At 72.9% G+C, this 21,483-nt stretch carries 22 protein-coding genes; 8 read left to right on the top strand and 14 right to left on the bottom strand.

What is annotated here, in order from left to right:
- The first annotated feature begins 48 nt into the window (after positions 1–48).
- The 4 genes from MTP13_RS08940 (at position 49) to MTP13_RS08925 (ending at position 4,076) form a co-directional block, all read left to right on the top strand.
- Positions 49–1,395 carry an ABC transporter substrate-binding protein gene (locus MTP13_RS08940; protein ID WP_243570736.1) on the top strand — a complete coding sequence of 449 codons (1,347 nt, stop codon included), beginning with the start codon at positions 49–51 and terminating at the stop codon, positions 1,393–1,395.
- A 59-nt stretch (positions 1,396–1,454) separates the two neighbouring features.
- On the top strand, positions 1,455–2,417 hold the full coding sequence (locus MTP13_RS08935) for a carbohydrate ABC transporter permease (protein ID WP_243570734.1): 963 nt from the start codon (positions 1,455–1,457) through the stop codon (positions 2,415–2,417).
- Complete coding sequence (locus MTP13_RS08930; protein WP_243570732.1) at positions 2,414–3,244, top strand: carbohydrate ABC transporter permease; 831 nt, start codon at positions 2,414–2,416, stop codon at positions 3,242–3,244. The genes MTP13_RS08935 and MTP13_RS08930 overlap by 4 nt, the downstream gene beginning before the upstream one ends.
- 82 nt (positions 3,245–3,326) lie before the next feature.
- Positions 3,327–4,076: a GntR family transcriptional regulator gene (locus MTP13_RS08925; protein WP_243570731.1), complete on the top strand. Its 750-nt coding sequence runs from the start codon at positions 3,327–3,329 to the stop codon at positions 4,074–4,076.
- Here MTP13_RS08925 and MTP13_RS08920 read toward each other — a convergent pair.
- Positions 4,021–5,046, bottom strand: coding sequence for a helix-turn-helix transcriptional regulator (locus MTP13_RS08920; RefSeq protein ID WP_243570730.1), 1,026 nt, complete (start codon positions 5,044–5,046; stop codon positions 4,021–4,023). The two genes, MTP13_RS08925 and MTP13_RS08920, sit on opposite strands and share 56 nt — an antisense overlap.
- Before the next feature lie 103 nt (positions 5,047–5,149).
- On the opposite strand from MTP13_RS08920, the gene MTP13_RS08915 reads away from it, so the two are divergent.
- Positions 5,150–5,605: a VOC family protein gene (locus MTP13_RS08915; protein WP_243570729.1), complete on the top strand. Its 456-nt coding sequence runs from the start codon at positions 5,150–5,152 to the stop codon at positions 5,603–5,605.
- A 75-nt stretch (positions 5,606–5,680) separates the two neighbouring features.
- On the opposite strand, the gene MTP13_RS08910 is transcribed toward MTP13_RS08915, so the two are convergent.
- The 4 genes from MTP13_RS08910 to MTP13_RS08895 are packed head-to-tail and all read right to left on the bottom strand — an operon-like array spanning position 5,681 to position 11,251.
- Positions 5,681–7,024, bottom strand: coding sequence for an MFS transporter (locus tag MTP13_RS08910; protein ID WP_243570728.1), 1,344 nt, complete (start codon positions 7,022–7,024; stop codon positions 5,681–5,683).
- Positions 7,021–8,664: a hydantoinase B/oxoprolinase family protein gene (locus MTP13_RS08905; protein ID WP_243570726.1), complete on the bottom strand. Its 1,644-nt coding sequence runs from the start codon at positions 8,662–8,664 to the stop codon at positions 7,021–7,023. Before MTP13_RS08905 ends, MTP13_RS08910 begins: the two co-directional genes overlap by 4 nt.
- The gene (locus MTP13_RS08900) at positions 8,661–10,661 is read right to left on the bottom strand and encodes a hydantoinase/oxoprolinase family protein (RefSeq protein WP_243570725.1); all 2,001 of its coding nucleotides are present in this window, start codon (positions 10,659–10,661) and stop codon (positions 8,661–8,663) included. Before MTP13_RS08900 ends, MTP13_RS08905 begins: the two co-directional genes overlap by 4 nt.
- Positions 10,662–10,687: 26 nt before the next feature.
- On the bottom strand, positions 10,688–11,251 hold the full coding sequence (locus MTP13_RS08895) for a helix-turn-helix domain-containing protein (RefSeq protein ID WP_189083636.1): 564 nt from the start codon (positions 11,249–11,251) through the stop codon (positions 10,688–10,690).
- A 92-nt stretch (positions 11,252–11,343) separates the two neighbouring features.
- On the opposite strand from MTP13_RS08895, the gene MTP13_RS08890 reads away from it, so the two are divergent.
- The gene (locus MTP13_RS08890; RefSeq protein WP_243570724.1) at positions 11,344–12,732 is read left to right on the top strand and encodes an NAD(P)/FAD-dependent oxidoreductase; all 1,389 of its coding nucleotides are present in this window, start codon (positions 11,344–11,346) and stop codon (positions 12,730–12,732) included.
- Positions 12,733–12,782: 50 nt separating this feature from the next.
- On the opposite strand, the gene MTP13_RS08885 is transcribed toward MTP13_RS08890, so the two are convergent.
- From MTP13_RS08885 to MTP13_RS08860, 6 genes are all read right to left on the bottom strand, one after another.
- A complete protein-coding gene (locus MTP13_RS08885; RefSeq protein ID WP_243570723.1) occupies positions 12,783–12,974 on the bottom strand; it encodes a hypothetical protein in 192 nt (63 codons plus the stop codon).
- Positions 12,975–13,189: 215 nt separating this feature from the next.
- Positions 13,190–14,068, bottom strand: a complete 879-nt coding sequence (locus tag MTP13_RS08880) for a DUF389 domain-containing protein (RefSeq protein WP_243570722.1) — start codon at positions 14,066–14,068, stop codon at positions 13,190–13,192.
- Between the two features lie 110 nt (positions 14,069–14,178).
- Positions 14,179–14,862 (bottom strand): haloacid dehalogenase type II, encoded by a 684-nt coding sequence (locus MTP13_RS08875; RefSeq protein ID WP_243570721.1) that lies wholly within the window; start codon positions 14,860–14,862, stop codon positions 14,179–14,181.
- A 55-nt stretch (positions 14,863–14,917) separates the two neighbouring features.
- Positions 14,918–16,021 carry a fatty acid desaturase family protein gene (locus tag MTP13_RS08870; protein WP_243570720.1) on the bottom strand — a complete coding sequence of 368 codons (1,104 nt, stop codon included), beginning with the start codon at positions 16,019–16,021 and terminating at the stop codon, positions 14,918–14,920.
- Positions 16,022–16,190: 169 nt separating this feature from the next.
- Positions 16,191–16,394: a cold-shock protein gene (locus MTP13_RS08865; protein ID WP_243570791.1), complete on the bottom strand. Its 204-nt coding sequence runs from the start codon at positions 16,392–16,394 to the stop codon at positions 16,191–16,193.
- Between the two features lie 543 nt (positions 16,395–16,937).
- Positions 16,938–17,426, bottom strand: coding sequence for a CinA family protein (locus tag MTP13_RS08860; protein ID WP_243570719.1), 489 nt, complete (start codon positions 17,424–17,426; stop codon positions 16,938–16,940).
- Between the two features lie 161 nt (positions 17,427–17,587).
- On the opposite strand from MTP13_RS08860, the gene MTP13_RS08855 reads away from it, so the two are divergent.
- A complete protein-coding gene (locus tag MTP13_RS08855; RefSeq protein WP_243570718.1) occupies positions 17,588–17,968 on the top strand; it encodes a DUF7882 family protein in 381 nt (126 codons plus the stop codon).
- A 14-nt stretch (positions 17,969–17,982) separates the two neighbouring features.
- Here MTP13_RS08855 and MTP13_RS08850 read toward each other — a convergent pair whose 3' ends face one another.
- Together MTP13_RS08850 and MTP13_RS08845 are read right to left on the bottom strand one after the other, a co-directional pair.
- Positions 17,983–18,456 carry a DUF1772 domain-containing protein gene (locus MTP13_RS08850; RefSeq protein WP_243570717.1) on the bottom strand — a complete coding sequence of 158 codons (474 nt, stop codon included), beginning with the start codon at positions 18,454–18,456 and terminating at the stop codon, positions 17,983–17,985.
- A 42-nt stretch (positions 18,457–18,498) separates the two neighbouring features.
- On the bottom strand, positions 18,499–19,314 hold the full coding sequence (locus tag MTP13_RS08845; RefSeq protein WP_243570715.1) for an SDR family NAD(P)-dependent oxidoreductase: 816 nt from the start codon (positions 19,312–19,314) through the stop codon (positions 18,499–18,501).
- Positions 19,315–19,370: 56 nt separating this feature from the next.
- On the opposite strand from MTP13_RS08845, the gene MTP13_RS08840 reads away from it, so the two are divergent.
- The gene (locus MTP13_RS08840) at positions 19,371–20,021 is read left to right on the top strand and encodes a TetR/AcrR family transcriptional regulator (RefSeq protein WP_243570713.1); all 651 of its coding nucleotides are present in this window, start codon (positions 19,371–19,373) and stop codon (positions 20,019–20,021) included.
- On the opposite strand, the gene MTP13_RS08835 is transcribed toward MTP13_RS08840, so the two are convergent.
- Positions 20,018–21,460, bottom strand: a complete 1,443-nt coding sequence (locus MTP13_RS08835) for an MFS transporter (RefSeq protein ID WP_243570711.1) — start codon at positions 21,458–21,460, stop codon at positions 20,018–20,020. The two genes, MTP13_RS08840 and MTP13_RS08835, sit on opposite strands and share 4 nt — an antisense overlap.
- Between the last annotated feature and the right edge of the window lie 23 nt (positions 21,461–21,483).

Here is a 21,483-nt window from a genome sequence, read left to right as displayed (position 1 = left end):
CCGACCACCCCGAGAGCGACATCGCTGCCGCTCCGGAAAGGACCACTCATGCCCACCCGTCGAATGCGTCTCACCGGTGCCGCCGCCGCGGTCACCGCACTCGCCCTGGGGCTCGCCGCGTGCAGCGCGCCCGGCGGCTCGCGCACCGAGCCCTCCGCCCCGGTCGAGAAGATCACCGCCCCCGTCACCCCGGAGCAGGTCGCCGAACTCGGCGAGGTCACCCTCAGCGTCTGGGCCGACCAGGGCGAGCAGGACTTCATGGACCAGCTCGTGCCCGCCTACGAGGCGGAGTTCCCGAACGTCACGGTCGACATCCAGTTCAAGAGCTTCAACGACCTCACCGCGACGGTCCTGAACGCGATGAACTCCGCCGACGCCCCCGACGTCGCCCAGGGCAACCAGGGCTGGGCGACCGACGGCGCGCTCGTCAAGGCGGGCCTCATCCGCCCGCTCGACGACGTCGCCGACGCCTACGACTACCGCGACGCCGCGGGCGACGCCATCACCCAGCTGCAGTGGTCCGAGGACGGCAGCGCCTTCGGCGAGGGCGCCGTCTACGGCATGTCGCCCGACAACCAGATGGTCGGCCTGTTCTCGAACCGCGAGAAGCTCGCCGCGCTCGGCCTCGGCACCCCGACGACCCTCGACGAGCTCGAGGCGGCCTTCGCCGCCGCCAAGGCCGCCGGTCAGACGCCGCTCGTGCTCGGCAACGCCGACAAGGCCTCCGCGATGCAGACCTTCTCGATCCTGCAGGGCGCGCTCACCCCGGCCGCCGACACCCGCGAGTGGATCACCGGCGCGAAGGGCGCCGACTTCGCCGTCGACTCCAACGGCGAGGCGCTCGACCGCTTCGCCGAGTGGGTCGCGAAGGGCTACGTCTCGGCCGGCTACGACGGCACCAGCCCCGACGACGCGGCGGCGGCGTTCGCCTCGGGCGAGGGCGTCTTCTTCATCGGCGGCAATTGGTACGCCGGCGCGATCTCCGACGGCGCCGCCTTCGACTTCACCCCCGGCCTCTCCGACGGCGACTACGCCTCCAGCGGCTCGTTCGGCATGCCGTGGCACGTGAGCTCGAAGTCGGACGCGACCCTCGCGGCGATCGCCTTCGTCGGCATGGTGAACTCCCCCGAGTCCGCCGAGCTGCTCGCCGGCATCCACCGCGTGCCGATCCAGCCGGTCGAGGCGGCCGGCGACGACGCGATGTTCGCCGCGCTCCTGGACGCCTCCGCCACCCAGCTCGACGGCGCGGGCCCGCTCTACTGGTACGGCTGGGCGACCGACACGATGTTCGACACGTTCACGGGCGGCCTGCAGGAGGTGCTCGCCGGACGCGAGAGCGCCGACGCACTGCTCGAGCGCGTGCAGTCCGACTGGGTCGACTTCCACACCGACTGACCGCGACCGGGGGCGGGCCGCGAGCGGCTCGCCCCCGGCATCCACCCGGAGACTCCTCGATGACGACCCTCTCGCCCCCGCGCCCGGGCCCAGCCCGGGCCGCCGGCAGCGCCCCGCGCCGCCGGCCGTTCCTCCGCCGCTACGACTGGGACGCGTACCTCTACCTCGTGCCGGCCTTCGCGTTCTACCTCGTCTTCCTCGTGCGTCCCGTCGTGGAGTCGATCTGGATCGCGCTGTTCGACTGGGACGGCATCACCGCGAGCGAATGGGTCGGCTTCGACAACTTCGCCGAGGTGCTCGCCGACCCACAGATCTGGCAGGCGACGCTGCACTCCCTCGTCTTCGTCGTCTTCTACGCGCTCCTGCCGACGGCGCTCGCCCTCGTCTTCGTCGGGGCGATCGCCCGCATCCGAGTGCGCGGCCTCGCCGCCTTCCGCGCGCTGCTGTTCGTGCCGTACATCCTCTCGACCGTCGTCGTCGCGATCTCCTGGCGCTGGATCTTCGCCGAGACCGGGCCCCTGAACACCGCACTGCGCGCGATCGGCCTCGACGGGCTCACCCGCACCTGGCTCGGCGACTTCACCACGGCGCTGCCGTCGGTCGGCATCATCGGCACCTGGGTGATGTTCGGCCTCGCCTTCGTGCTGTTCGTGAGCGGCCTGCAGAACATCCCCGCCGAGCAGTTCGAGGCCGCCCGCCTCGACGGCGCCGGGCCCGTGCGCGAGTTCTTCGCGGTCACCCTGCCCGCGCTCCGCGGCGAGATCCAGGTCGCGCTCGTGCTGATGATCACCGCGGCGCTGCGCAACTTCGACATCGTCTGGAACACCACCTCCGGCGGCCCGGGCACCTCGACCACGGTGCCCTCCTACTTCATCTACCGCGAGGCATTCGTCACCCACCAGGTCGGCCGCGCCTCGGCGATCGCCGTCGTGCTGACGCTGCTCATCTTCGCCATCGTCGGCGCGGTGATGTGGCTCACCCGCGACCGCGACGCCGCCGCACCCCGAGGAGGGACCCGATGAGGATCCGCCGCTCCGAGCAGTTCCTGGGGCACCTGCTGCTCGTCGTCGGGGCCCTGCTCGCCCTGCTCCCCTTCCTCTCGATCGTGCTGCTCGCGCTCACCCCGCCCGGCGAGCGCACGGGCGGGGGCGGTCTGCCGTCGAGCCTCACGCTCGAGAACTTCGCGACCGCGTGGACGCGCGGCGGCTTCGGCCAGGCCCTCTGGTCCTCGCTCGTCGTCGCCGTGGCGGTCGTGCTCGGGGCGAGCCTCGTCTCGGTGCTCGCCGGCTACGCGTTCTCCACCATGCGGTTCCCCGGCCGCTTCGTGCTGCTCGGCATCCTGCTCGTCGGTCTCGTGATGCCCTACGAGGGCATCATCGTGCCGCTCTACTACCTGCTCGAGGGCATGGGGCTGCTGAACACGTACTGGGCGCTCATCCTGCCGCAGATCGCGACCTCGGTCTCACTCGGCGTGCTGTGGATGCGCACCGCCTACGCGAACGTGCCGCGCTCGCTCGGCGAGGCCGCCTCGATCGACGGGGCGGGCCGCTGGGCGACGCTCTGGCGCGTCTACGTGCCGGTCTCCGCGCCCGCGATCGCGACGCTCGGCACGCTCCTCTTCCTGTACACGTGGAACGAGTTCCTGATGGCGCTCGTGCTGGTACCGCAGAACCCCGACGTGCAGACCGCGCCGCTGGCGCTCTCGTTCTTCGCCGGCAGCACGCGCAACTTCGACCCCTCGGTGACGGCGGCCGCCGCGGTCATCGTCGCGCTGCCGATCCTCGTCGTCTACGCGATCTTCCAGCGCCGTTTCATCACGGGCGTCGTCGCCGGGGCGGTGAAGGAGTGAGCCGGGCGCCCGGCGGCACGCCCCGGCCCGGCTTGACCGGTGGCCACCCGCTCAGGAGAATCGGGGCGGGGAGGCGGCCACGATGAGCGAACACGCGACCGCGACGGCGGCGCCGCGCCAGCTCGGACGCACCGCCGCCCGGGCGAGGGACGCGATCCGCGAGCTCATCGAGACGGGCGTCTTCGAGCCCGGGCAGAAGCTGCCCGGCGAGCGCGAGCTCGCCGAGCGGGTCTCGGTCAGCCGGGTCGTGCTGCGCGAGGCGCTCGCCTCGCTCGAGCGCGACGGCCTGCTCGAGAGCTCGCCCTGGCGCGGCTGGTTCGTCACCGCCCCGCACATGGCGGAGCGGGTCGCCCTGCAGTCGTTCACCGAGATGGCGCTCGCTCGCGGACTGCGGCCCGGCGCCCGGGTGCATCGCAGCGAGCTGCGCCCCGCGAGCCTCGGCGAGGCGGGCAGTCTCGCGCTCGCCCCGGCCTCCCCCGTGCTCGAGGTGCACCGGGTGCGCACCCTCGACGAGGTGCCGATCTGCTACGACGTGTCGATCATCCCGGCGCAGCGAGCGGTCGGGCTGGAGCCCGCGATGCTCGAGGACGCCTCCCTCTACGGCACGCTCGAGTCGGTGTGCGGGCTGCGCGTCGTGCGCAGCGACTACACGGTGCGCGCCGAGGCCGCCGACGAGACGATCGCCGCCGCGCTCGGCATCGCCGCGGGCGCCCCGGTGCTGGTCGGTGAGGAGACCGCCTCGGAGCTCTCCGGCACGCCGGTGCTGCTCGGCCGGGTCACCTACCGGCACGACGCGTACGAGTTCCAGGCGACGCTCTACCGGCCGAACTGAGCAGCGCCGCGGCCGACTCGGCCGCGCTCCCGAGCTCGGGCGGGCCGAGCAGTTCGAACGGCCGCTCGAACTGCAGCAGGCGCGCGAGGACCCCCGCCCACGACCAGGATCCGAGCGCCAGCCGGCAGCGGCCGTCGGCCGCCTCGATGAGCTCGCCCGGCTCCAGCCACGGCGCGAGCTCGGATGCCTCGGCGCGCACCACCGCCTCACCGATGCAGGGCCAGGCGGGACCGGCCTCGGTGCCGACTTCCGCCCCGTCGCGCTCCACCGCCCCGCGGAAGCGCGCGGTCAGGAACGCCAGCGCGTCGCCGTGCGGGAGCCCCCGCGGGGCGAAGCGCGCCCCGTGCGGCGCGCGCGGCGCCATCCGGTCGAGCCGGTACAGCCGCCAGTCCTCGCGCTCCGGTTCGAAGGCGACGAGGTACCAGCGGCCGTCGCGGGCGACGAGCTCGTGCGGCTCGACGCGGCGCGGCGGGCCGCCGTCGGCCCCGGCGCCGTCGCCGCGGCGGTAGTCGAAGCGCAGCACCCGGCGTTCGCGCACCGCCTCGCTGACGGCGAGGATCACCTCGGGGTCCGTGCGCACGGCGCTCGGCTCGTGCGCGAAGCGCACCCCGTCGACGCGGTGCCGGAGCCGCGATGGCAGCACCTGCCGAACGGTGGCGAGCGCCCGTTCGGCCGCCTCCTCGATCGCCGCGCCGCCGCCCGCGACCGAGCTCAGCGCGATCGCGAGGGCGACCGCCTGCTCGTCGTCGAAGCGGAGCGGCGGCAGCTCCTCCCCCGCGGCGAGCCGGTACCCGCCGTCGGGGCCCATCGTCGCGGCCACCCGGTAGCCGAGCTCGCGCAGCCGCTCGACGTCGCGACGGATCGTGCGGGTGCTGACCTCGAGCCGGCCGGCGAGCTCGGCGGCCGGCCACGCGCGTCTCGCCTGCAGCAGGGAGAGCAGTGCGAGCATCCGCGCCGAGCCATCCGTCATGCCCTTCAGTCTGCGTCATGTGGCGGACATTCAGTGTCCTCGACTGCGGGAACACTGGGCGCGAGCGGTCGAACGGGGCCGCCCACGACCGAGAGGAACGGCGATGAGCCTGCGCACCACCACCCACCTGAACTTCCGCGACGGCCGCGCCCGCGCGGCGCTCGAGCACTACCACCGCGTCTTCGGCGGCGAGCTCGCGCTCACGAGCTACGGCGAGCTCGGCATGCCCGCCAGTGCCCCCGATGCCGAACGGATCGTGTTCGGCAGCGTCACGAGCCCCGACGGCTTCCGCGTCATGGCCTACGACGTGCCCGGCGACGCCGGGCCGGCGGATGCCTCGCCCGCCGGAACCCGGCGCGAGCGCGGCGCGACCGTCACGGACCGCCCCTTCTTCCTGTCGCTCCGGGCCGACTCGCTCGCCGAGGCGGAGCGCGCCTGGGACGGGCTCGCCGAGGGAGCGAACATCGTCGAGCCGCTCACGGCGTCGGCGTGGTCGCCGGGCTTCGGCATGCTCGCCGATCGCTTCGGCGTCACCTGGGTGATCGACGTCGCCGGCTGAGCGCGACGCGAACGGCCCCGGCCCGCGATGGTCGCGGGCCGGGGCCGTCGTGCCGGTCGCGCCGGCGGGTGCGCGTCAGGCGCGGACGAGCTCGCCGTCGGCGGTCGTCGCCTCGCCTTCACCGGCCACGTCGGGCTGCTGCAGGCGGGGCAGGATCAGCACGCAGACGATCATCACCGCGGCGGTGACCGCCGGGATCAGCGCGATGAAGAAGACGTCGCCGCCGGTCGCCTCGAGGATCGCCGTCGCAGCGATCGGCGCCAGGCCGCCGCCGATGACCGCCGCCAGGTGGTACGAGAGCGAGGCGCCCGTGTAGCGCGTGTCGGTGGTGAACAGCCGGGCCACGTCGGAGGCGAGCACGCCGTAGGCCGCGCCGACGAACACCATCGAGACGCCGACCGAGACGTACAGGCCCCACGGCGGCGCCGCCGCGGCCAGGTAGAACGAGGGGAACGCCCAGAGCAGCAGCGCGACGGCGGACACGACGTTGATCCGCTTCGTGCCGATCCGCACGCTGAGCACCGCCGCGATCACGATGAACACGCCCTCGACCACCGCCGCGATGAGGTTCGCCGGCAGCGACACCGCCGAGGACAGCCCGACGGAGTCCGTCGCGTACACGAGCATGAAGCTCGTCATCAGGTAGTAGGTGAGGAACACGGCGGCGAACGAGCCGATGCCGACGAGCAGGTGCGGGGTCTGGAAGCGGAACAGCTTCACGATCGGCACGGAGCCGCTGCGCTCCTGCTTCGAGAGCGCCGCGAACTCGGGGCTCTCCGCGACCTTCGAACGGATGATGAAGCCGATCGGGATGAGCACGATCGAGGCGAGGAACGGGATGCGCCACGCCCACTCCTGCATCGCCTCCTGACCGAACGCGGCGTTCACCGCGAGGGTCATCGAGGTCGCGAGCACGAGCCCGATCGGGGAGCCGAGCTGGGCGAAGGAGCCGAACAGCGCCTTCTTCTCCGGCGGCGCGTGCTCGACGCCGATGAGGGCGGCGCCGCCCCACTCGCCGCCGGCCGCGAGGCCCTGGCAGAGCCGCAGGGCGACGAGCAGCACCGGCGCGGCCGCGCCCCAGCTGTCGTAGCCCGGCAGCAGGCCCATCGCGAAGGTCGCGACGCCCATCATCAGGAGGGTGATGATCAGCGTCTTCTTGCGGCCGATGCGGTCGCCGATGTGGCCGAAGATGATCGCGCCGAGCGGGCGGGCGACGAAGCCGACGCCCATCGTCGCGAAGAGGATGAGGACGCCGGTGAGCGGCGAGACCTCGGGGAAGAAGACGACGTTCAGCGCGAGGGCGGCGGCCTGCGCGTAGACGAAGAAGTCGTACCACTCGATCGAGGTGCCGATCACGGCCGCCGCGGCGACGCGGCGCATCGAGGTGGGTTGGGAGGGGGTGGGGGAGGTGGTGCTCATCGCTGATGCTCCTTCGCATAGCCATCGGTGGTGTCGGATTCTCTGGCGCGCGCCGAACGGGAGCCGGGATCGCCGATGCCGCCGCCGCCTCCGGTCAGCACCTCGATCCGGTCTCCGCGGTCGAGCGTGCCGCTGAACACGGCGGTGATCGGCTCGACGCGGCCGTCGGCCCGCGTCAGCCGGAAGCGGCCGACCGCGCCCGGTTCGCCGCCGGCGAGGCCGGGGGCGCCGCTGCGATGCCGGTCGGCGTAGCCGGCGATCTGCACGCCGTCGGCGAGCGCCTCGTAGACGCGGCGGATGCCGAGGCCGCCGCGGTGCTCGCCGTCGCCGCCGCTCGACTCGACGAGCGAGTACTCGGTGATCGCGAAGTGCGAGTAGTCCGTCTCGAGCGATTCGATGGGCGCGTTCGCGCAGTTCGAGATGGGGTTGTCGAGCGCGTCGGCGCCGTCGTGCCCCTGGCATCCGCCCCAGCCGCCGCCGAGGATCTCGACGACGACCTGGTAGTCGCCCGTCGCGGCGAGGTGGCTGATCGCGAAGGCGGTCGTGGTGTCGAAGCCGGTGGCGACCGCGGCCTCGGGCACCGCCTGGCCCATCGCGCTCACCACGACGTTGAACACGCGGCTCGCGGGGGTGAGCCGGGCGCGCACCGCGGCCGGCGGGGCCGGGTTCAGGATCGAGCCGTACTCGGTGAGCACCGTGATCGGCCGGTTGCAGCCCTCGTTGAACGGGATGTCGGTGTCGCTGATCATGCAGCGGATCGCGCTCTGCACCGCGGACACCGTCGAGGCGAACGGGCAGTTCACGTTGCCGACCACCTGCGGCCCGCTGCCGCCCAGGTCGACGACGATCTCGTCGCCGGCGACGGTCAGCACGACCTCGACGGGGATGTCGCCGGCGCCCCAGGGGGAACCGTCGACGAAGTCCGCCGCGCGGTACTCGCCGTCGGGGATCGCCCGGATCGCGCTGCGGAAGCGTCGCTCGGCGTAGTCCTGCAGCTCGTCCATCGCCGCGAGCGTCGGCTCGAGCCCGTACCGCGCCGCGATCTCGGCGAAGCGCTGCTGGGCGATGCGGTTCGCGGCGAGCTGCGCCTCCAGGTCGCCGATGACGAGGTCGGGCACCCGCACGTTCGCCTCGATGATGCGCCGCACGAAGCCGCGCTCGCCCCAGTCCCGGCTGAGCGAGAAGGTCGAGACGGGCAGGCGCAGCCCCTCCTGGTAGATCTCGGTGGCGTCGGCGCTGAGGCCGGCGTAGGCGCCGCCGACATCGACGTGGTGCGCCGTGGTCGCCGCGAAGCCGACGAGCGAGCCGTCGAGGAAGATCGGGTTGAACAGGTAGATGTCCTGCAGGTGCTGCCCGCCCTTGTACGGGTCGTTGTAGAGGATCGCATCGTCCTCGGTGAGGGCGTCGACGTCGAGCTCGGCGAGCGCGTGCTGCAGGGCGATGGCGACGCCCGCCGTCATGATCGGGATGCACTCCGCCTGCGCGACGATCGCGCCGCGGCGGTCCGCGAGCGCGACCGAGAAGTCGCGCGCCTCGCGCACGATCGAGGAGAACGCGGCGCGGCGCAGGTTCACCGCCATCTCGCGGGTGAGCGACTCGAAGGCCGACTTGAAGAGGCCGAGTTGGTGCTGCTGGGTCATGCGGCGCTCCGTTCCAGGAGGAGGTTTCCGTGCTCGTCGATCTCCGCCAGCCAGCCGGCGGGCACGAGCGTGGTCGAGGTGTCGTCGGCGACGACCGCGGGCCCCTGCACCGGGGCGGACATGCCGCCGCGGTGCAGCACCGGGGCGTCCCGGCGCTCGCCGTCGACGAGGATCGAGGTCGTGCCGGCCGGGGTGTCGTTCGCGGCGGTCTGCACCGCGGCGACGGGCGGCTTCTCGCCGGTGAGCCGCAGGCGCACCGTGACGAGCTGCGCGGCGCGCTGCTCGCTCGAGTGGCCGAACTGGCGATGGTGCGCGGCGTGGAAGCCGGCGAGCAGCTGGCTCGCCTCGTCGCCGGGCACGAACGGCACCGCGAGCTCGAAGCCCTGGCCGCGGTAGCGGATGTCGGCGAGCCAGCTCGCGACGAGCCCGTCGGCGGCGACGCCGGTCGCGGCGATCTCGGCGCGCGCGGCGGCCTCGATCTCGCGGCAGGCGTTCGCGAGCTCGGCGGCGGAGACGGCGGCGAGGTCGGGCTGGAACCAGGTGGCCGAGAAGTCGCGCTTGAAGGATGCCGTGAGCAGGCCGTAGGCGGAGGTGAGCCCCGCGTGCGGCGGCACGAGCACCCGGTCGATGCCGAGCTCCTCGGCGACCGAGGCGGCGTGCAGCGCGCCGGCCCCGCCGTAGGCGATGAGTGCGGCGCCGTCGAGCTCGTGCCCGCGCTCGAGGGAGACCTCGCGGATCGCGCCGGCCATCGTGACGTCGGCGAGCTGCAGGGCGTCGGCGGCGACCTGCTCGACCGAGCGCCCGAGGGCGGCGGCGAGCGGCTCGAAGGCGGCGCGCGCGGCGTCCCGGTCGAGCTCGAAGCGACCGGCGAGCCGGGCTCCGGCGGGCATGGCGCCGACGAGGAGGTTCGCATCGGTGATCGTGGGGCGGGTGCCGCCGCGGCCGTAGCAGGCGGGGCCGGGATCGGCGCCAGCGCTCTCCGGGCCGACCGAGAGCAGCCCGCCGGCGTCGATGTGCACGATGCTGCCGCCGCCCGCGCCGACGGTGTGGATGTCGACGAGCGGCACCCGCAGCGGCAACCCGTCGACGACGGTCCCCGTCGCGAGCTCGGGCTCCTCGCCCTCGACGAAGGAGACGTCGGTGCTGGTTCCGCCCATGTCCATGGTGACGATGCGGTCGACCCCGGCCGCGGCGGCGATCGTGACCGCGCCGCTCACGCCCGCGGCGGGCCCGCTGAGCAGCATGGTGACGGGCCGGGAGATGGCGGCCTCGGGCGGGACGATGCCGCCGTTGGACTGCATGACGGCCATCGAGCGGATGCTGCGCTCGGCGACGTGCGACCGCAGGTTCTCGAGGTACGCCCCGACACGGGGACGGATGAAGGCGTCGACCACCGTCGTCGTGGTCCGCTCGTACTCGCGGAACTCGCGCACGACCTCGTGGCTGAGCGAGACGGGCAGCTCGAGCCCGGCGGCCTCGATGGCCGCGGCGACCCGGCGCTCGTGCTCGGGGTTGGCGTAGGCGTGCAGCAGGCAGACCGCGATCGCGGAGACGCCGGCCTCGGCCAGCGTCGCGACGGCGCGGGCGACGCCCACCTCGTCGAGGCTGCGGAGCACCTCGCCCTCGGCCGAGACGCGCTCGTCGACCTCGACGATGTGGCGTCGGGCGACGAGCGGCTCGGGCTTGGTGTAGCCGAGGTCGTACATCCGGGTGCGGTCCTGCCGCTGCAGGAAGACGAGGTCGCGGAAGCCCTTCGTGGTGATGAGGCCGATCGGGCCGCCCTTCCGCTCGAGCAGGGCGTTGGTGGCGACGGTGCTGCCGTGCAGCAGCTCGGCGCCGTCGACGAGCTCGTCGGGGAGCCCGCCGAGGCCCTCGAGCACGGCGAGCGAGGGGTCCTCGGGGGTGGAGAAGACCTTGTTCGTCGCGACGATCCGTCCGACGTCATCGACGACGACGACATCCGTGAAGGTGCCGCCGCATTCGATTCCGATGCGCATGGTGTTCCTCTTGCTTTCTGTGGGGGTCAGTAGCTCGGCGGCGACATGAGCCACACGGCGACCGCGCGGCCGCCGTCGGCCTCGCGCGCGCGGTGCGGCGTCGACGACGCGTAGGAGATGCTGTCGAGCGGGCCGAGCACGTGGGTCTCGGTGCCGATGGTGACCTCGAGCCGGCCGCTCACGACGAGCAGGGTCTCTTCGGAGTCGCCGTGGGCGTAGAGCTCGTCGCCGGTCGTGCCGTGCGCGTCGAACTCGCCGATGAACGATTCGAGCTGGGTGTTCGTGGTCGGCGTGATGCGCACCTTGCGCGCGCCGATGCCGTAGGGGTTGAAGTTCGCCGAGGCGTGCCGGTGCACGGAGAGCTGGCGGCGCTCGTTGAAGAGGTCGCCGACGGGCATCTCGAGGGCGGCGCAGATGCGCTGGAGGGTGGCGATGCTCGCGCTCGCCCGGTCGCGCTCGAGCTGGCTCAGGAAGCTCTCGCTGATGTTCGCCTCGGTCGAGACGCTCGCGAGGGTCTTGCGCAGCACCCGTCGGCGTGAGCGCAGGCGTTCGCCGACGGTGTGGGTGTTCGGGAGCTCGTTCTCCGGCATGGCCACGAACGTACAGCAGAGTTCACACCCACGCAAGAAGACTTGAATATTGGTTCAGAAAACTTTACAGTCGAGGGGCAACGACGAGGTATGTGAAGGGCGGACCCCACGTGATCAACGGTGAATTCGGCTTCTGGGCGAACCGGAACGAACCCATCCGAGCCGACCCGCTGCGCGAGTCCGGCCGCGCCGACGTCGTGATCGTCGGCGGCGGATACACCGGCCTCTGGACCGCCCTCGCCCTGCGCGCGGCCGACCCCTCGCTCGACATCGCCGTGCTCGAGGCCGAGCAGTTCGGCTTCGGCGCCTCGGGTCGCAACGGCGGATGGCTCTCCTCGAAGCCCGTCGGGATGCGCCGCGTGCTCGCCCGCGGCAGCGGCCGCGAGGCCGTGCTCGACGTAGAACGACGTCTGCTCGAGACCATGGAGACCGTCGTCGACGAGTTCGCCGCCGAGGGCGTGGACATCGGCGCCGAGCGCGGCGGGTGGATCCAGGTCGCCCGCACCGCCCCCGAGCTCGCCCGACTGCAGTCGAGCCTCGCCGGGCATCGCTCGTGGGGCCTCGGCGAGGAGCGCGTGCGCCTCGTCGACGGCGACGCCCTGCGCGAGCGCATCGACATCCACGACGCCGTCGGCGCCCTCGTCTCCCCCGACTGCGTGCGGGTCGACCCGTTCCTGCTGCTGCGCGGCGTCGTCGAGCGGGCGCGCGCCGCCGGTATCCGCCTCTTCGAGCGCTCCCGCGTCACCGCCGTCGAGCCCGGCGCGGTCCGCGTCGGCGCGCTCGAGCTGCGCGCCGAGCGGATCGTGCTCGCCACCGAGGGCTACACCGCCGCCCTCGCGGGGCGGGGACGCGAGATGCTGCCGCTGAACAGCGCCATGATCGCGACCCGTCGGCTCGACGACGCCGAGTGGGCTCGGATCGGCTGGGACCCGGCCGCCGGGCTCTCGGGCTCGGCGCACACCTACTTCTACGGACAGCGCACGCCCGACGGCCGGATCATCATCGGCGGCCGTGGCAAGCCGTACCGCTTCGGCTCCGGCTTCGACGAGCGCGGCCAGGTCGACCGCGGCACCGTCCGGGCGCTCGAGGCCATCGTCGAGGATCTCTTCCCCGGCCTCGGCGCCGAGGCGGAGTACGCCTGGTGCGGCGTGCTCGGCGTGCCGCGCGACTGGACGCCGTTCATCGACTGGGACTCGGACAGCGGCATCCTCCAGCTCGGCGGCTACGCCGGCCAGGGCGTGACGGCGGCGCGGCTCGCGGCCGACGCGGCGGCCGCGCTCCTCACCGGCAGCGACGACCCGATCGCGCGCATCCCCTGGGTCAGGCAGCGCCCGCGGCGCTGGGAGCCGGAGCCGCTGCGCTGGATCGGGGCGAACGGCCTGTACCGCGCCTACTCCGTGGCCGACTGGGTCGAGCAGCGCTCCTCGAGCCCGCGCACCTCGGTGATCGCGAAGGTCGCGGACGTGATCGCGGGGCGCTGACGGCGCCGCGGTCGACGACCATCACGCACGGATCCCTGGCAGGCGGCGCCTCACGACTCCCGCCGCGAACCGCCGTCCGCATCGCGCCGGCCGAGCACGCGCTGCCACCAGCCGCGCTTCGGCGGCGTCTCGGGTTCCGGCTCGGCCGCGGGCTGCTCGCCCTTCCAGATCAGGTAGGCGAGGTACGGGTCGTCCTCGGGGTTCGTCGGCGGCGGCGCGGCCCGCCGTCGTCTGATGCCCATGGTCGCCTCCCCCCGTCGGCCCGGTCACCGTTGCTTCCAGTGTCGGTCATCCACCCGGGAACTCCCCCAGAGCGACGGACGAGCGGTCGCGTTCGCGGACGTCACCCGGTCAACGGCAGCTCGGAGGTGGGGATGAACTCCACGGTCACCTGCGCGAGGTCGACGCCGGCGGCTTCGAGCGCCGAGGCGAGCGCGGCGGTGTCCGGGGCCGGCGGTCAACCGGAGACCTGGAGCCTCGCCCGCTCGCCGTCCGAGTCGAGCCGTTCGATGACGAGGTCGTTCGCCTCCGCCCAGGGCTCGGCGGCCTGCCGGACCGCGTACTGCAGGAGCTCCTGCTGCGTGAAGCGCACGGAGGTCGCCGTCAGCGGCACCGCGATGAGCGCCAGCGTCACCAGGGTCACGGCGATCGCCCGCCCGTTGGAGTGCTTCGGGCCGTCCGCGGTGCCCGCCCCCGGCCGCACCCGTTCGACGAGTTGGCCCGCACCCGCGATCCGGTACCCGGCGAGCACGATGACGCCCGTCGCGATGATGGCCGCCACGTTCGTGGCGAACAGGAGCAGCGCGCCGAGCGCCTCGCCCGGCGCACCCGACTCGAGCGTCAGCCCGACGGTCGCGAGCGGCGGGACCAGCGAGATCGCGATCGCGACACCGGGGAGCGTGTCCGACACGTCGCGCCGCACGAGCGCGATGGCGCCGACCGCTCCGGTGGCCAGGGCGGCGAGCATCGCGATGAGGTCAGGGCTCACCCGGCTCGCGATCTCGCCGTCGGTCGAGGCGACGACCGGCGCCGCCACGAGCAGGCCCACGAGATAGCCGACGGCGATCGCCGCCGAGGCACCGCCCAGGACGAACGCCCAGGAACGGACGAGATTGCGCCGGTCGCCGATGACCGTCGCGAGCACGGTACCGAGGATCGGGGTCATCAGCGGGGCGACGATCATCGCGCCGATCACCGTGGCCGCGGAATCGCCGACGAGCCCCGCCGCGGCGATCACCGCCGACAGCCCGAGCAGCAGCCAGAACCGGCTGGCCTTGCGCCCGCCCTCCGGGCCGTCGAAGAACACCGCCTGACGCATCTCCGCGACGCTGTTCACCGCCACCCCCGTCCCCCGGCGATTGGCTCCGAGTATCGCGGAGCATCGCGCACGGGCACAAGGGGCGAGTCGGCCGATCGCGCGACGAACGGCGGGACTCGCGGCGCGGCTCAGCGCGCGGCGAGCCGTTCGGCGAGCTCGAGCAGTCCTTCGGCGCGCACGTCGAAGGTGTCGGTATCGCGCGGCGGGTCCCCGACCGGGCGATGCACGTACGCGGTCCGCATGCCGGCCGCCTGCGCGGCGCGCAGATCCCAGGCGTGCGCCGCGACCATCAGGATGCGGTCCGGCCGGCACCCGCTCGCCTCGACGGCGAGTCGGTAGACCGCGGGGTCCGGCTTGTACGCGCGGACCGTCTCGGCCGAGAGCACCCCGTGCCAGCGGAGGCCGGCGTTCGCCCCCAAGCGGCCGAGGGTGCGCGCGCTCGCGTTCGAGAGGCCGAGCACCCGGACCCGCGGCGTCAGCCGGTCGATGCCGGCGGCCGAGTCCGGCCAGGCGGGGAGCCGCTCCGCGGCCGTCGCCAAGCGGCGGACGAGGGCGCGATCGGTGATGCCGGCCGCCGCCGCGACCGCCGTGGCGGCCTCGTCGTCGAGCACGTCACCGTTCGCGTACGCGCGATGGCCCTCGGCGATCCGCTGCTGCTCGCCCCCGACCAGCTCCTGCCAGCGCGCCCGCAGCGGCCCGACCTCGCGCTCGCCGCTCGCGGCGCGGAGCGCGGCCTCGATCCCGCCCGGTTCGTCCACCAGGGTGCCGAGCACATCCAGCAGCACGACGTCGATCTCAGCGAACGCAGCCATGCTCCCGAGCGTACCGGAGACGACGGTCCGTACCGCCCGGCGTGGGATGCTCCGTTCAGCGGTACCTGGCGGCCACCGGGCAGTCGAAGGGATCGCGCGCGGCGAGCCCGACGCGGTTGAGGTACGCGATCACGATCGCGTAGGAGCGCCAGATCGACGTCTCGGTGTACGGCACGTCGTGCGTCTGGCAGTACTCGCGCACGATCTCCCGGGTCTGGGCGAGGTGCAGGCGCGACATGCTCGGGAAGAGGTGGTGCTCGACCTGGTAGTTGAGGCCGCCGTAGAGCCAGGTCGCCCACCAGCCGCCGCGGATGTTGCGCGAGGTGCGCACCTGCTTCTGGAAGAAATCGAGCTTCGCGTCGGGCGCGATCACCGGCATGCCCTTGTGGTTCGGCGCGAAGGAGGCGCCCATGTAGACGCCGAAGACGGCGAGCTGCACGCCGACGAAGGCGAACGCCATGCCGAGCGGCAGCACGAGGAACACCGGCACGAAGAGCACGGCGAAGCGCGCCGCGATGAGGCCGAGCTCGGTCCAGCGACCGGGCACCGGCCCGCGGGCGAAGAGGTAGCGGAGGCTCTGGAAGTGCAGGTTCAGACCCTCGAGCGTCAGCAGCGGGAAGAACCACCAGCCCTGCTTGCGGGTGAGGAGCCGGCGCAGACCCCGGGCGTTCGCGGCATCCTCGTCGAGGAAGGAGATCGTGTCGACCTCGATGTCGGGATCCTTGCCGACGCGGTTGGGGTTGGCGTGGTGCCGGCTGTGCTTGCTGTCCCACCAGCCGTAGCTCATGCCGACGAGGCCGGCGAGCACCCTCGCGAGTCGGTCGTTGGCCGGCCCGGAGGCGAGGATCTGGCGGTGCGCCGCCTCGTGCGCGAGGAACGCCAGCTGCGTGAACAGCACACCCAGCGCTCCGGCGATGAGCAGCTGGTACCAGCTGTCGCCGAGCAGGATGAAGCCGGCGACCGCTCCGCCGACGGCGAGCGCGATGCCCGCGCCGACGAGGCCGTAGAACCACGGCGTGCGGCGGAGGAGCCCGGTCTCGCGGACGATCTGGGAGAGCTGGCTGTAGGCCCGGGTGATCGGCGGGAAGTCGCCGGCTCGGGCGTAGGTCTGTCGGACGGGGCCGAGCACGGCCTCCTGGACGATGGGGACGGTCGGCATGGGGGCTGCCTGTCTGTGCTGGGCCGCGAGTCTTCGGCCGTGGAGCCAAAGGCGGGTGCCCATCGCTGTTCCCACGCTAGGCGGCGAACCATGCCGCTGCCTGCATACCTCCCGAGATCCTGCTGGGAGTGGGCGGCCGGCCCCGCCTCGGGCGGGGCCGGCCGGGAGCTCACAGGCCCCGGATGTTGGTGGCCTGGAGGCCCTTCTGACCCTGCTCCACGTCGAACTCGACGCGCTGGTTCTCGGTCAGCTCGCGGTAGCCGTTGCCGGTGATCGCGCTGAAGTGCGCGAACACGTCGGCGGAGCCGTCGTCGGGAGCGATGAAGCCGAAGCCCTTTTCAGTGTTGAACCATTTGACGATGCCGGTGGCCATGACGTCATTCCTTCGTTGTCTGGGACCACGGGTGTGATCCGTGAATCCGCGGCGACGGCGCCGCCGCGGGGCTTTGGTGCGCCGGGCGAGGTGATCGCCGGCGGAGTGGATGCCTGCTGGGGTCGCCGCCTCGAGGGCGAGGAAGGCCGCATCGAGCGTGTCGCAGCGGGCCACGACCCGTCCGATCGCGTCGGAGACGAGGAAGCCGTCGCCGAGGGCCACGACGTGCCCGGCGTACTCGCCGTCACGCGTGGCGCTGTGCACGTCGTGATCGGCTTGCCGCCAGTGCAGGCGAGGGGACGAACTGGTGAAGAGAAGAGAGATGAGGAAGATCGTTTCGATACGGCGGCCGGCGTGACGTCGACGTCAGCGGCTGCGGGAAGCTGAGGATGCGCTCCAAGCGCGGAGATGGAATCGGGACGCGTGGAACGCGACGGTGCTCGAAGATGACGGGCACTCGGTCGTGACGACCGGTTGGGCTGCACGGTGAATCACTGCGTCCCAGTGTACGCGATCCAGCTGAGAGGTCCAGAGCCGGAGCGTTCACGCGGAGCGCAGGCGCTCCAGCAGCGCCGCGAGCGCCGCCCGCACGGTCGCCGCGACGACCTCGGCGGGGTCGCCGTCGAAGTGGTGCTCGCCGACGTGCACCCGGTCGCCGAGGGCCGCGGCGACGTAGACCGTGCCCGCCGGCCGCCCCTCCTCCTCACCGGGACCGCCCACCCCCGTCACCGCGACGGCGGCATCGGCGCCGAGCCGCTCACGGGCCCCGGTCGCCATCTGTTCGGCCGCACGCGCCGTGACGACCGGACCCGGCGTCACCCCGAGCAGCTCGAACTTCACGGATGCCTCGTACGCCACGATCGATCCTGCGAACCACTCGCTCGCGTCATCCGCCTTTCCGAGCGCGACCGCGATGGCTCCGCTCGTCAGCGATTCCGCTGCCCCGATGCGCAGCCCGCGCCGCCCCGCCTCCACGGCGACCTCCTGCGCGAGCCGCTCGATCTCCCCGTCCGTTCCGTTCCGCTCCGGCATCCCGCTCCTCCGTTCCCCAGCACCGTCCCGCACGGGATCGGATCACGTCAAGCCCCTCCCGCGGGTGCGCAGGAGCCGCAATGCGCACCGAGCAGGACGGAACGCGCAGCCGCGAGCGAGCGACTTCAATACGACTGGAGAAAAACGGTACGGTCGGCGTCATGGGAACGCTGTACTACGGGGATTCGCAGACCCCGATCGGGATCGAGGATCGCGCGCTCGCGCACCTGAAGGTCATCCTGACCACCAAGCTGCGCCGCAACGAGAGCTTCACCCTGTCCTGGCGGCACCCGGACGACGAGCCGCGCGGGCGCGAGACGCTCTGGCTGCACCCGGCCATCCCGCTCCGCTTCGTCTTCACCGAGCCCGAGCGCCCCGAGCTCAACGCCCAGTGGCTCGAGGACCTCATGCGCTCGGCGAACAGCACGGGCGGCATCGAGCTCGTGCCGGAGCACCTCGACCCCGAGCCCATCCCGGTCGACCCGCGGCAGCCGATCGGCGTCGGCGCGGACGTGCAGGACGTGGAGCCGGCGCAGGGCTGATCCAGGTCAGGGGCTCAGAGCAGCAGCAGCACGAGCGCGAGCAGCACGACCGCGGCCCCCTGGATGACGGCGCGGAGATCGATGATCGACTCCCAGCGCTGCTGGAGGGCGCGGGCGTCGGCCGGCACCTCGTCGGCGAGCGCGGCCGCGGCGAGCCGGGCGTTGATCGGCTTCGAGATGCGCGCGAACAGCAGGAGCCAGACGAGGAGCAGCAGGAGGGCGGCGCTCGCGAGGGCACCCGGCAGCACCAGCCCGGCGACGAAGGCGAGCGCCGCGGTGAGCGCGGTGCAGACGACGCCGAGGATGCCGGCGACGGGGAGTCGCCGGTCGCCGAAGTGGTGGCCGCGGCCCACCGCCTGCACGAGCGTGCGGTCGTCGACCCCCGCGTAGGTGGGCCGGAGCACGACGGCCGCGACGACGTCGGCGCCGAAGATGACGGCGATGCCGAGCAGGGCGACAGTGGCGGTGATGGCGATGGCGATGGTCATGGCGGTCCTTCCGAGTGGTGATCGATGGAGTGCCCGGCGCCCTCAGGCGTAGCCGAACTGCTTGCGGGTCATGGCGTCGAACGCGCGGTCCGGCAGCAGCGTCGCGAGCGCGACGGCGAGGTTCGCGCCGGGCCCGATGCGGTAGCGGGTCTTCGGCTTCGGGGTGAGCGCCGCCCGCACGACGAGCTCCGCCACCGCGTCGACGGTCGACATCTGGCGGGCGAGGCCGGGGCTCGCGAAGTACGCCCGCATCGTCGCGGCCATCTCGGCGTACGGTCCCCGCGCCGAGGCCCGCTCGAGGTGCACCATCGCCGTCTCGTGCCACTCGGTCGCGACGTAGCTCGGCTGCACGAGCGTGACGTCGATCCCGAACTGGCGCACCTCCCCGCGCAGCGAGTCGGAGAGCGCTTCGAGGGCGAACTTCGAGGCGTGGTACCAGCCGCCGAGCGGCGCGGCGAACTCGCCCGCGAGCGAGGAGACGTTCACGACCCGGCCGCGGCCAGCCTCGCGCATTCCGGGCAGCGCGGCCCGCACGAGCGCCATCGCGCCGAGCACGTTCACCTCGAGCTGTTGGCGCGCGTGGTCGAGCGAGGTCTCTTCGACGCTGCCGAACTCGCCGTAGCCCGCGCAGTTGACGAGGACGTCGATGGGGCCGGCGATCCGCGTCGTCTCGGCGACGGCGTGCGTGGCGGAGGCCTCGTCGCGGAGGTCGAGTTCGATCGGGATCACCCCGTCGAGCCGGGCGATGGCGTCGATGCTGCGCGCGGCGCCGACGACGGTCAGGCCGCGACCGGCGAAGCGGGCCGCAGCGCGGGCGCCGATGCCCGAGGAGGCCCCGGTGATGAGGACGGTGGTCATGTCGACTCCTTTACTGTGAATGGCATTCACTGAATGAGCACGTTACAGTGAACGCCATGCACAGTCAAGAGGATCGCGCCCTGCGCCAGCTCTGGGGCCTGGAGCCCGCGCCGGTCCGCGGGCCGAAGGCGAGATGGACCCTCCCCCAGGTCGCGGCTGCGGCCGTCGCCCTCGCCGACGAGGCGGGGCTCGACGCCGTCTCGCTCAGCCGGGTCGCGGCGCGCCTCGACATGACGACGACGGCGATCTACCGCTACGTCGACGCCAAGGCCACGCTGATCGAACTCATGGTCGACGCGGCGATCGGCGACCCGCCGCGAATCGCCGGCGCCGAGTGGCGCGACCGCTGCCGGGCCTGGGTCGCCGCACTCGCGGCGCGCTACGCGGAGCATCCCTGGCTCTCCGAGGTCACCCCCACTCGCATGCCGACCCAGCCGCGCGCGTACGCCTGGATCGATGCGCTCGTCGGCGCGATCCAGGATGACGCGGAGGTCGACCCGCTGCGACTCGCCCTGCTCCTGGACAGCCTCATCCGCCAGTACGCCTCGCTCGAGCGCAGTGTCGCCGAGGCGACCCCGATCGCCTGGCTCGGCGAGGCAGTCGCCGAGCGGTTCCCGCGCCTGGCCGGCGCGGCCGAGCAGGACGTCAGCGACGCCCGCTCGGAGCTCGACTTCGCCGTGGGCGCCGTGCTGCGCGGAATCGACTAGCCTGCGGCCCGCGCGTCCGCGATCGACGCCGTCGGAGCCGCCGGATCGCTCCGCCGGCGCAGCACCACGAACGCGACGGCGAGCGCAACGACGAGCACCGCCGCGATCGCCAAGGACCCGGCCGAGAGCCCCTGGGCGAGCGCCTCCCGCTCCTCCCCGGCTGCGTCGCCGCGCGCGCCGGCGACGGCGCCGATCAGCGAGGCCACCACCGCCGTCCAGAACGCCCCGCCGATCATGCCGGTCGAGTTGGCGAGCCCGGAGACCGCGCCGACCTCGTCCTCGCCGGCCTTCGACATGGCGAGGCCCATGATCGGCGGCAGCACGATCCCGATGCCGAGGCCGAGCAGCAGCAGCGGTGCGAGCACATCGGCGAGATAGCCGCCGTCGAGGGGCACGCGAGCGAGGAGCAGCGCGCCCGCGAGGAAGCCGAGCAGGCCCACGACGAGGGTGATCCGCTCTCGGAACCGTGCCGTGAGGAACGGCGCGACCACGATGGACGCGACCGCCGTGACGATCGTCAGCGGGACGAACGCCAGCGCCATCTGCATCGGGGCGTAGCCGAGCACCTGCTGCAGGAGCAGGGTCGCGATGAAGAAGGAGCCGTAGAGCCCGCCGGTGACGAGGAACTGGACGACGTTCGCCCCCGCGACGTCGCGATCGCGCAGGACGCCGAGGTGCAGCAGCGGCACCGAGGCGCGCCGCTGCCGCACGACGACGCCGAGCAGCAGGATCACGGCGCCGCCGAGCGTGAGCAGCGTGGCCCCGCCCCAGCCGAGGTGCTCTGCGGTGATGACGCCGTAGACGAGCAGCGACACCGCCGACACGAGCAGCGCCGCCCCGGCGACGTCGAGCCCTCGACCGAGCCCGAGCCCGCGCCCGCGCGGGAGCAGCCGCCAGCCGACGATGAGGCTCACGAGCCCGATGGGCACATTGATGAAGAAGAGCCACTGCCAGCTCGCGATCTGCATGAGCACGCCGCCCAGCAGCAGCCCGAGCGCGCCGCCGCCGGCGAAGGTGAAGCTGTAGAAGCCGATGGCCCGCGTCTGCTCGCGCGGCTCGCTGAACATCGTCACGATCAGCGCCAGCGTGACCGCGGTGATCAGCGCCGCGCCGACGCCCTGCCCGAAGCGCGAGACGACGAGCAGGATCGCGCTGGGCGAGAGCCCGGCCGAGACCGAGGCGGCCGTGAAGATCGCGACGCCGATGAGGAGCACCCGGCGGTGCCCGAGCAGGTCGCCGAGACGTCCCGCGAAGACGAGCAGCCCGCCGTAGGCGATGAGGTACGCGTTGATCACCCAGGACACCCCGGCCGGCGAGAACCCGAGCTCCTCCTGCATGACCGGCAGCGCGACGTTGACGATCGTCTCGTCGAGGATCGTCATGAGCGTGCCGATGCAGAGCACGACGAGCGCGATCCAGCGTGCACGGGAGGTCGTCATGTCGGTGCTCCTTCGATCGACGC

This window comes from Agromyces soli, from assembly GCF_022811605.1.
GTDB lineage: Bacteria > Actinomycetota > Actinomycetes > Actinomycetales > Microbacteriaceae > Agromyces > Agromyces soli.
This window is presented reverse-complemented; position numbering and strand designations above follow the sequence as displayed.

Bases quoted from the DNA above. Each gene is read 5' to 3' on its own strand.
- MTP13_RS08900 (WP_243570725.1), bottom strand. From the start codon at position 10,661: ATGCGCATCGGAATCGAATGCGGCGGCACCTTCACGGATGTCGTCGTC.
- MTP13_RS08905 (WP_243570726.1), bottom strand. From the start codon at position 8,664: ATGACCCAGCAGCACCAACTCGGCCTCTTCAAGTCGGCCTTCGAGTCG.
- MTP13_RS08920 (WP_243570730.1), bottom strand. From the start codon at position 5,046: ATGACGGATGGCTCGGCGCGGATGCTCGCACTGCTCTCCCTGCTGCAG.
- MTP13_RS08885 (WP_243570723.1), bottom strand. From the start codon at position 12,974: ATGGGCATCAGACGACGGCGGGCCGCGCCGCCGCCGACGAACCCCGAG.
- MTP13_RS08875 (WP_243570721.1), bottom strand. From the start codon at position 14,862: ATGGCTGCGTTCGCTGAGATCGACGTCGTGCTGCTGGATGTGCTCGGC.
- MTP13_RS08935 (WP_243570734.1), top strand. From the start codon at position 1,455: ATGACGACCCTCTCGCCCCCGCGCCCGGGCCCAGCCCGGGCCGCCGGC.
- MTP13_RS08855 (WP_243570718.1), top strand. From the start codon at position 17,588: ATGGGAACGCTGTACTACGGGGATTCGCAGACCCCGATCGGGATCGAG.
- MTP13_RS08860 (WP_243570719.1), bottom strand. From the start codon at position 17,426: ATGCCGGAGCGGAACGGAACGGACGGGGAGATCGAGCGGCTCGCGCAG.
- MTP13_RS08910 (WP_243570728.1), bottom strand. From the start codon at position 7,024: ATGAGCACCACCTCCCCCACCCCCTCCCAACCCACCTCGATGCGCCGC.
- MTP13_RS08895 (WP_189083636.1), bottom strand. From the start codon at position 11,251: ATGCCGGAGAACGAGCTCCCGAACACCCACACCGTCGGCGAACGCCTG.
- MTP13_RS08865 (WP_243570791.1), bottom strand. From the start codon at position 16,394: ATGGCCACCGGCATCGTCAAATGGTTCAACACTGAAAAGGGCTTCGGC.
- MTP13_RS08850 (WP_243570717.1), bottom strand. From the start codon at position 18,456: ATGACCATCGCCATCGCCATCACCGCCACTGTCGCCCTGCTCGGCATC.
- MTP13_RS08835 (WP_243570711.1), bottom strand. From the start codon at position 21,460: ATGACGACCTCCCGTGCACGCTGGATCGCGCTCGTCGTGCTCTGCATC.
- MTP13_RS08870 (WP_243570720.1), bottom strand. From the start codon at position 16,021: ATGCCGACCGTCCCCATCGTCCAGGAGGCCGTGCTCGGCCCCGTCCGA.
- MTP13_RS08840 (WP_243570713.1), top strand. From the start codon at position 19,371: ATGCACAGTCAAGAGGATCGCGCCCTGCGCCAGCTCTGGGGCCTGGAG.
- MTP13_RS08930 (WP_243570732.1), top strand. From the start codon at position 2,414: ATGAGGATCCGCCGCTCCGAGCAGTTCCTGGGGCACCTGCTGCTCGTC.
- MTP13_RS08845 (WP_243570715.1), bottom strand. From the start codon at position 19,314: ATGACCACCGTCCTCATCACCGGGGCCTCCTCGGGCATCGGCGCCCGC.
- MTP13_RS08940 (WP_243570736.1), top strand. From the start codon at position 49: ATGCCCACCCGTCGAATGCGTCTCACCGGTGCCGCCGCCGCGGTCACC.
- MTP13_RS08925 (WP_243570731.1), top strand. From the start codon at position 3,327: ATGAGCGAACACGCGACCGCGACGGCGGCGCCGCGCCAGCTCGGACGC.
- MTP13_RS08915 (WP_243570729.1), top strand. From the start codon at position 5,150: ATGAGCCTGCGCACCACCACCCACCTGAACTTCCGCGACGGCCGCGCC.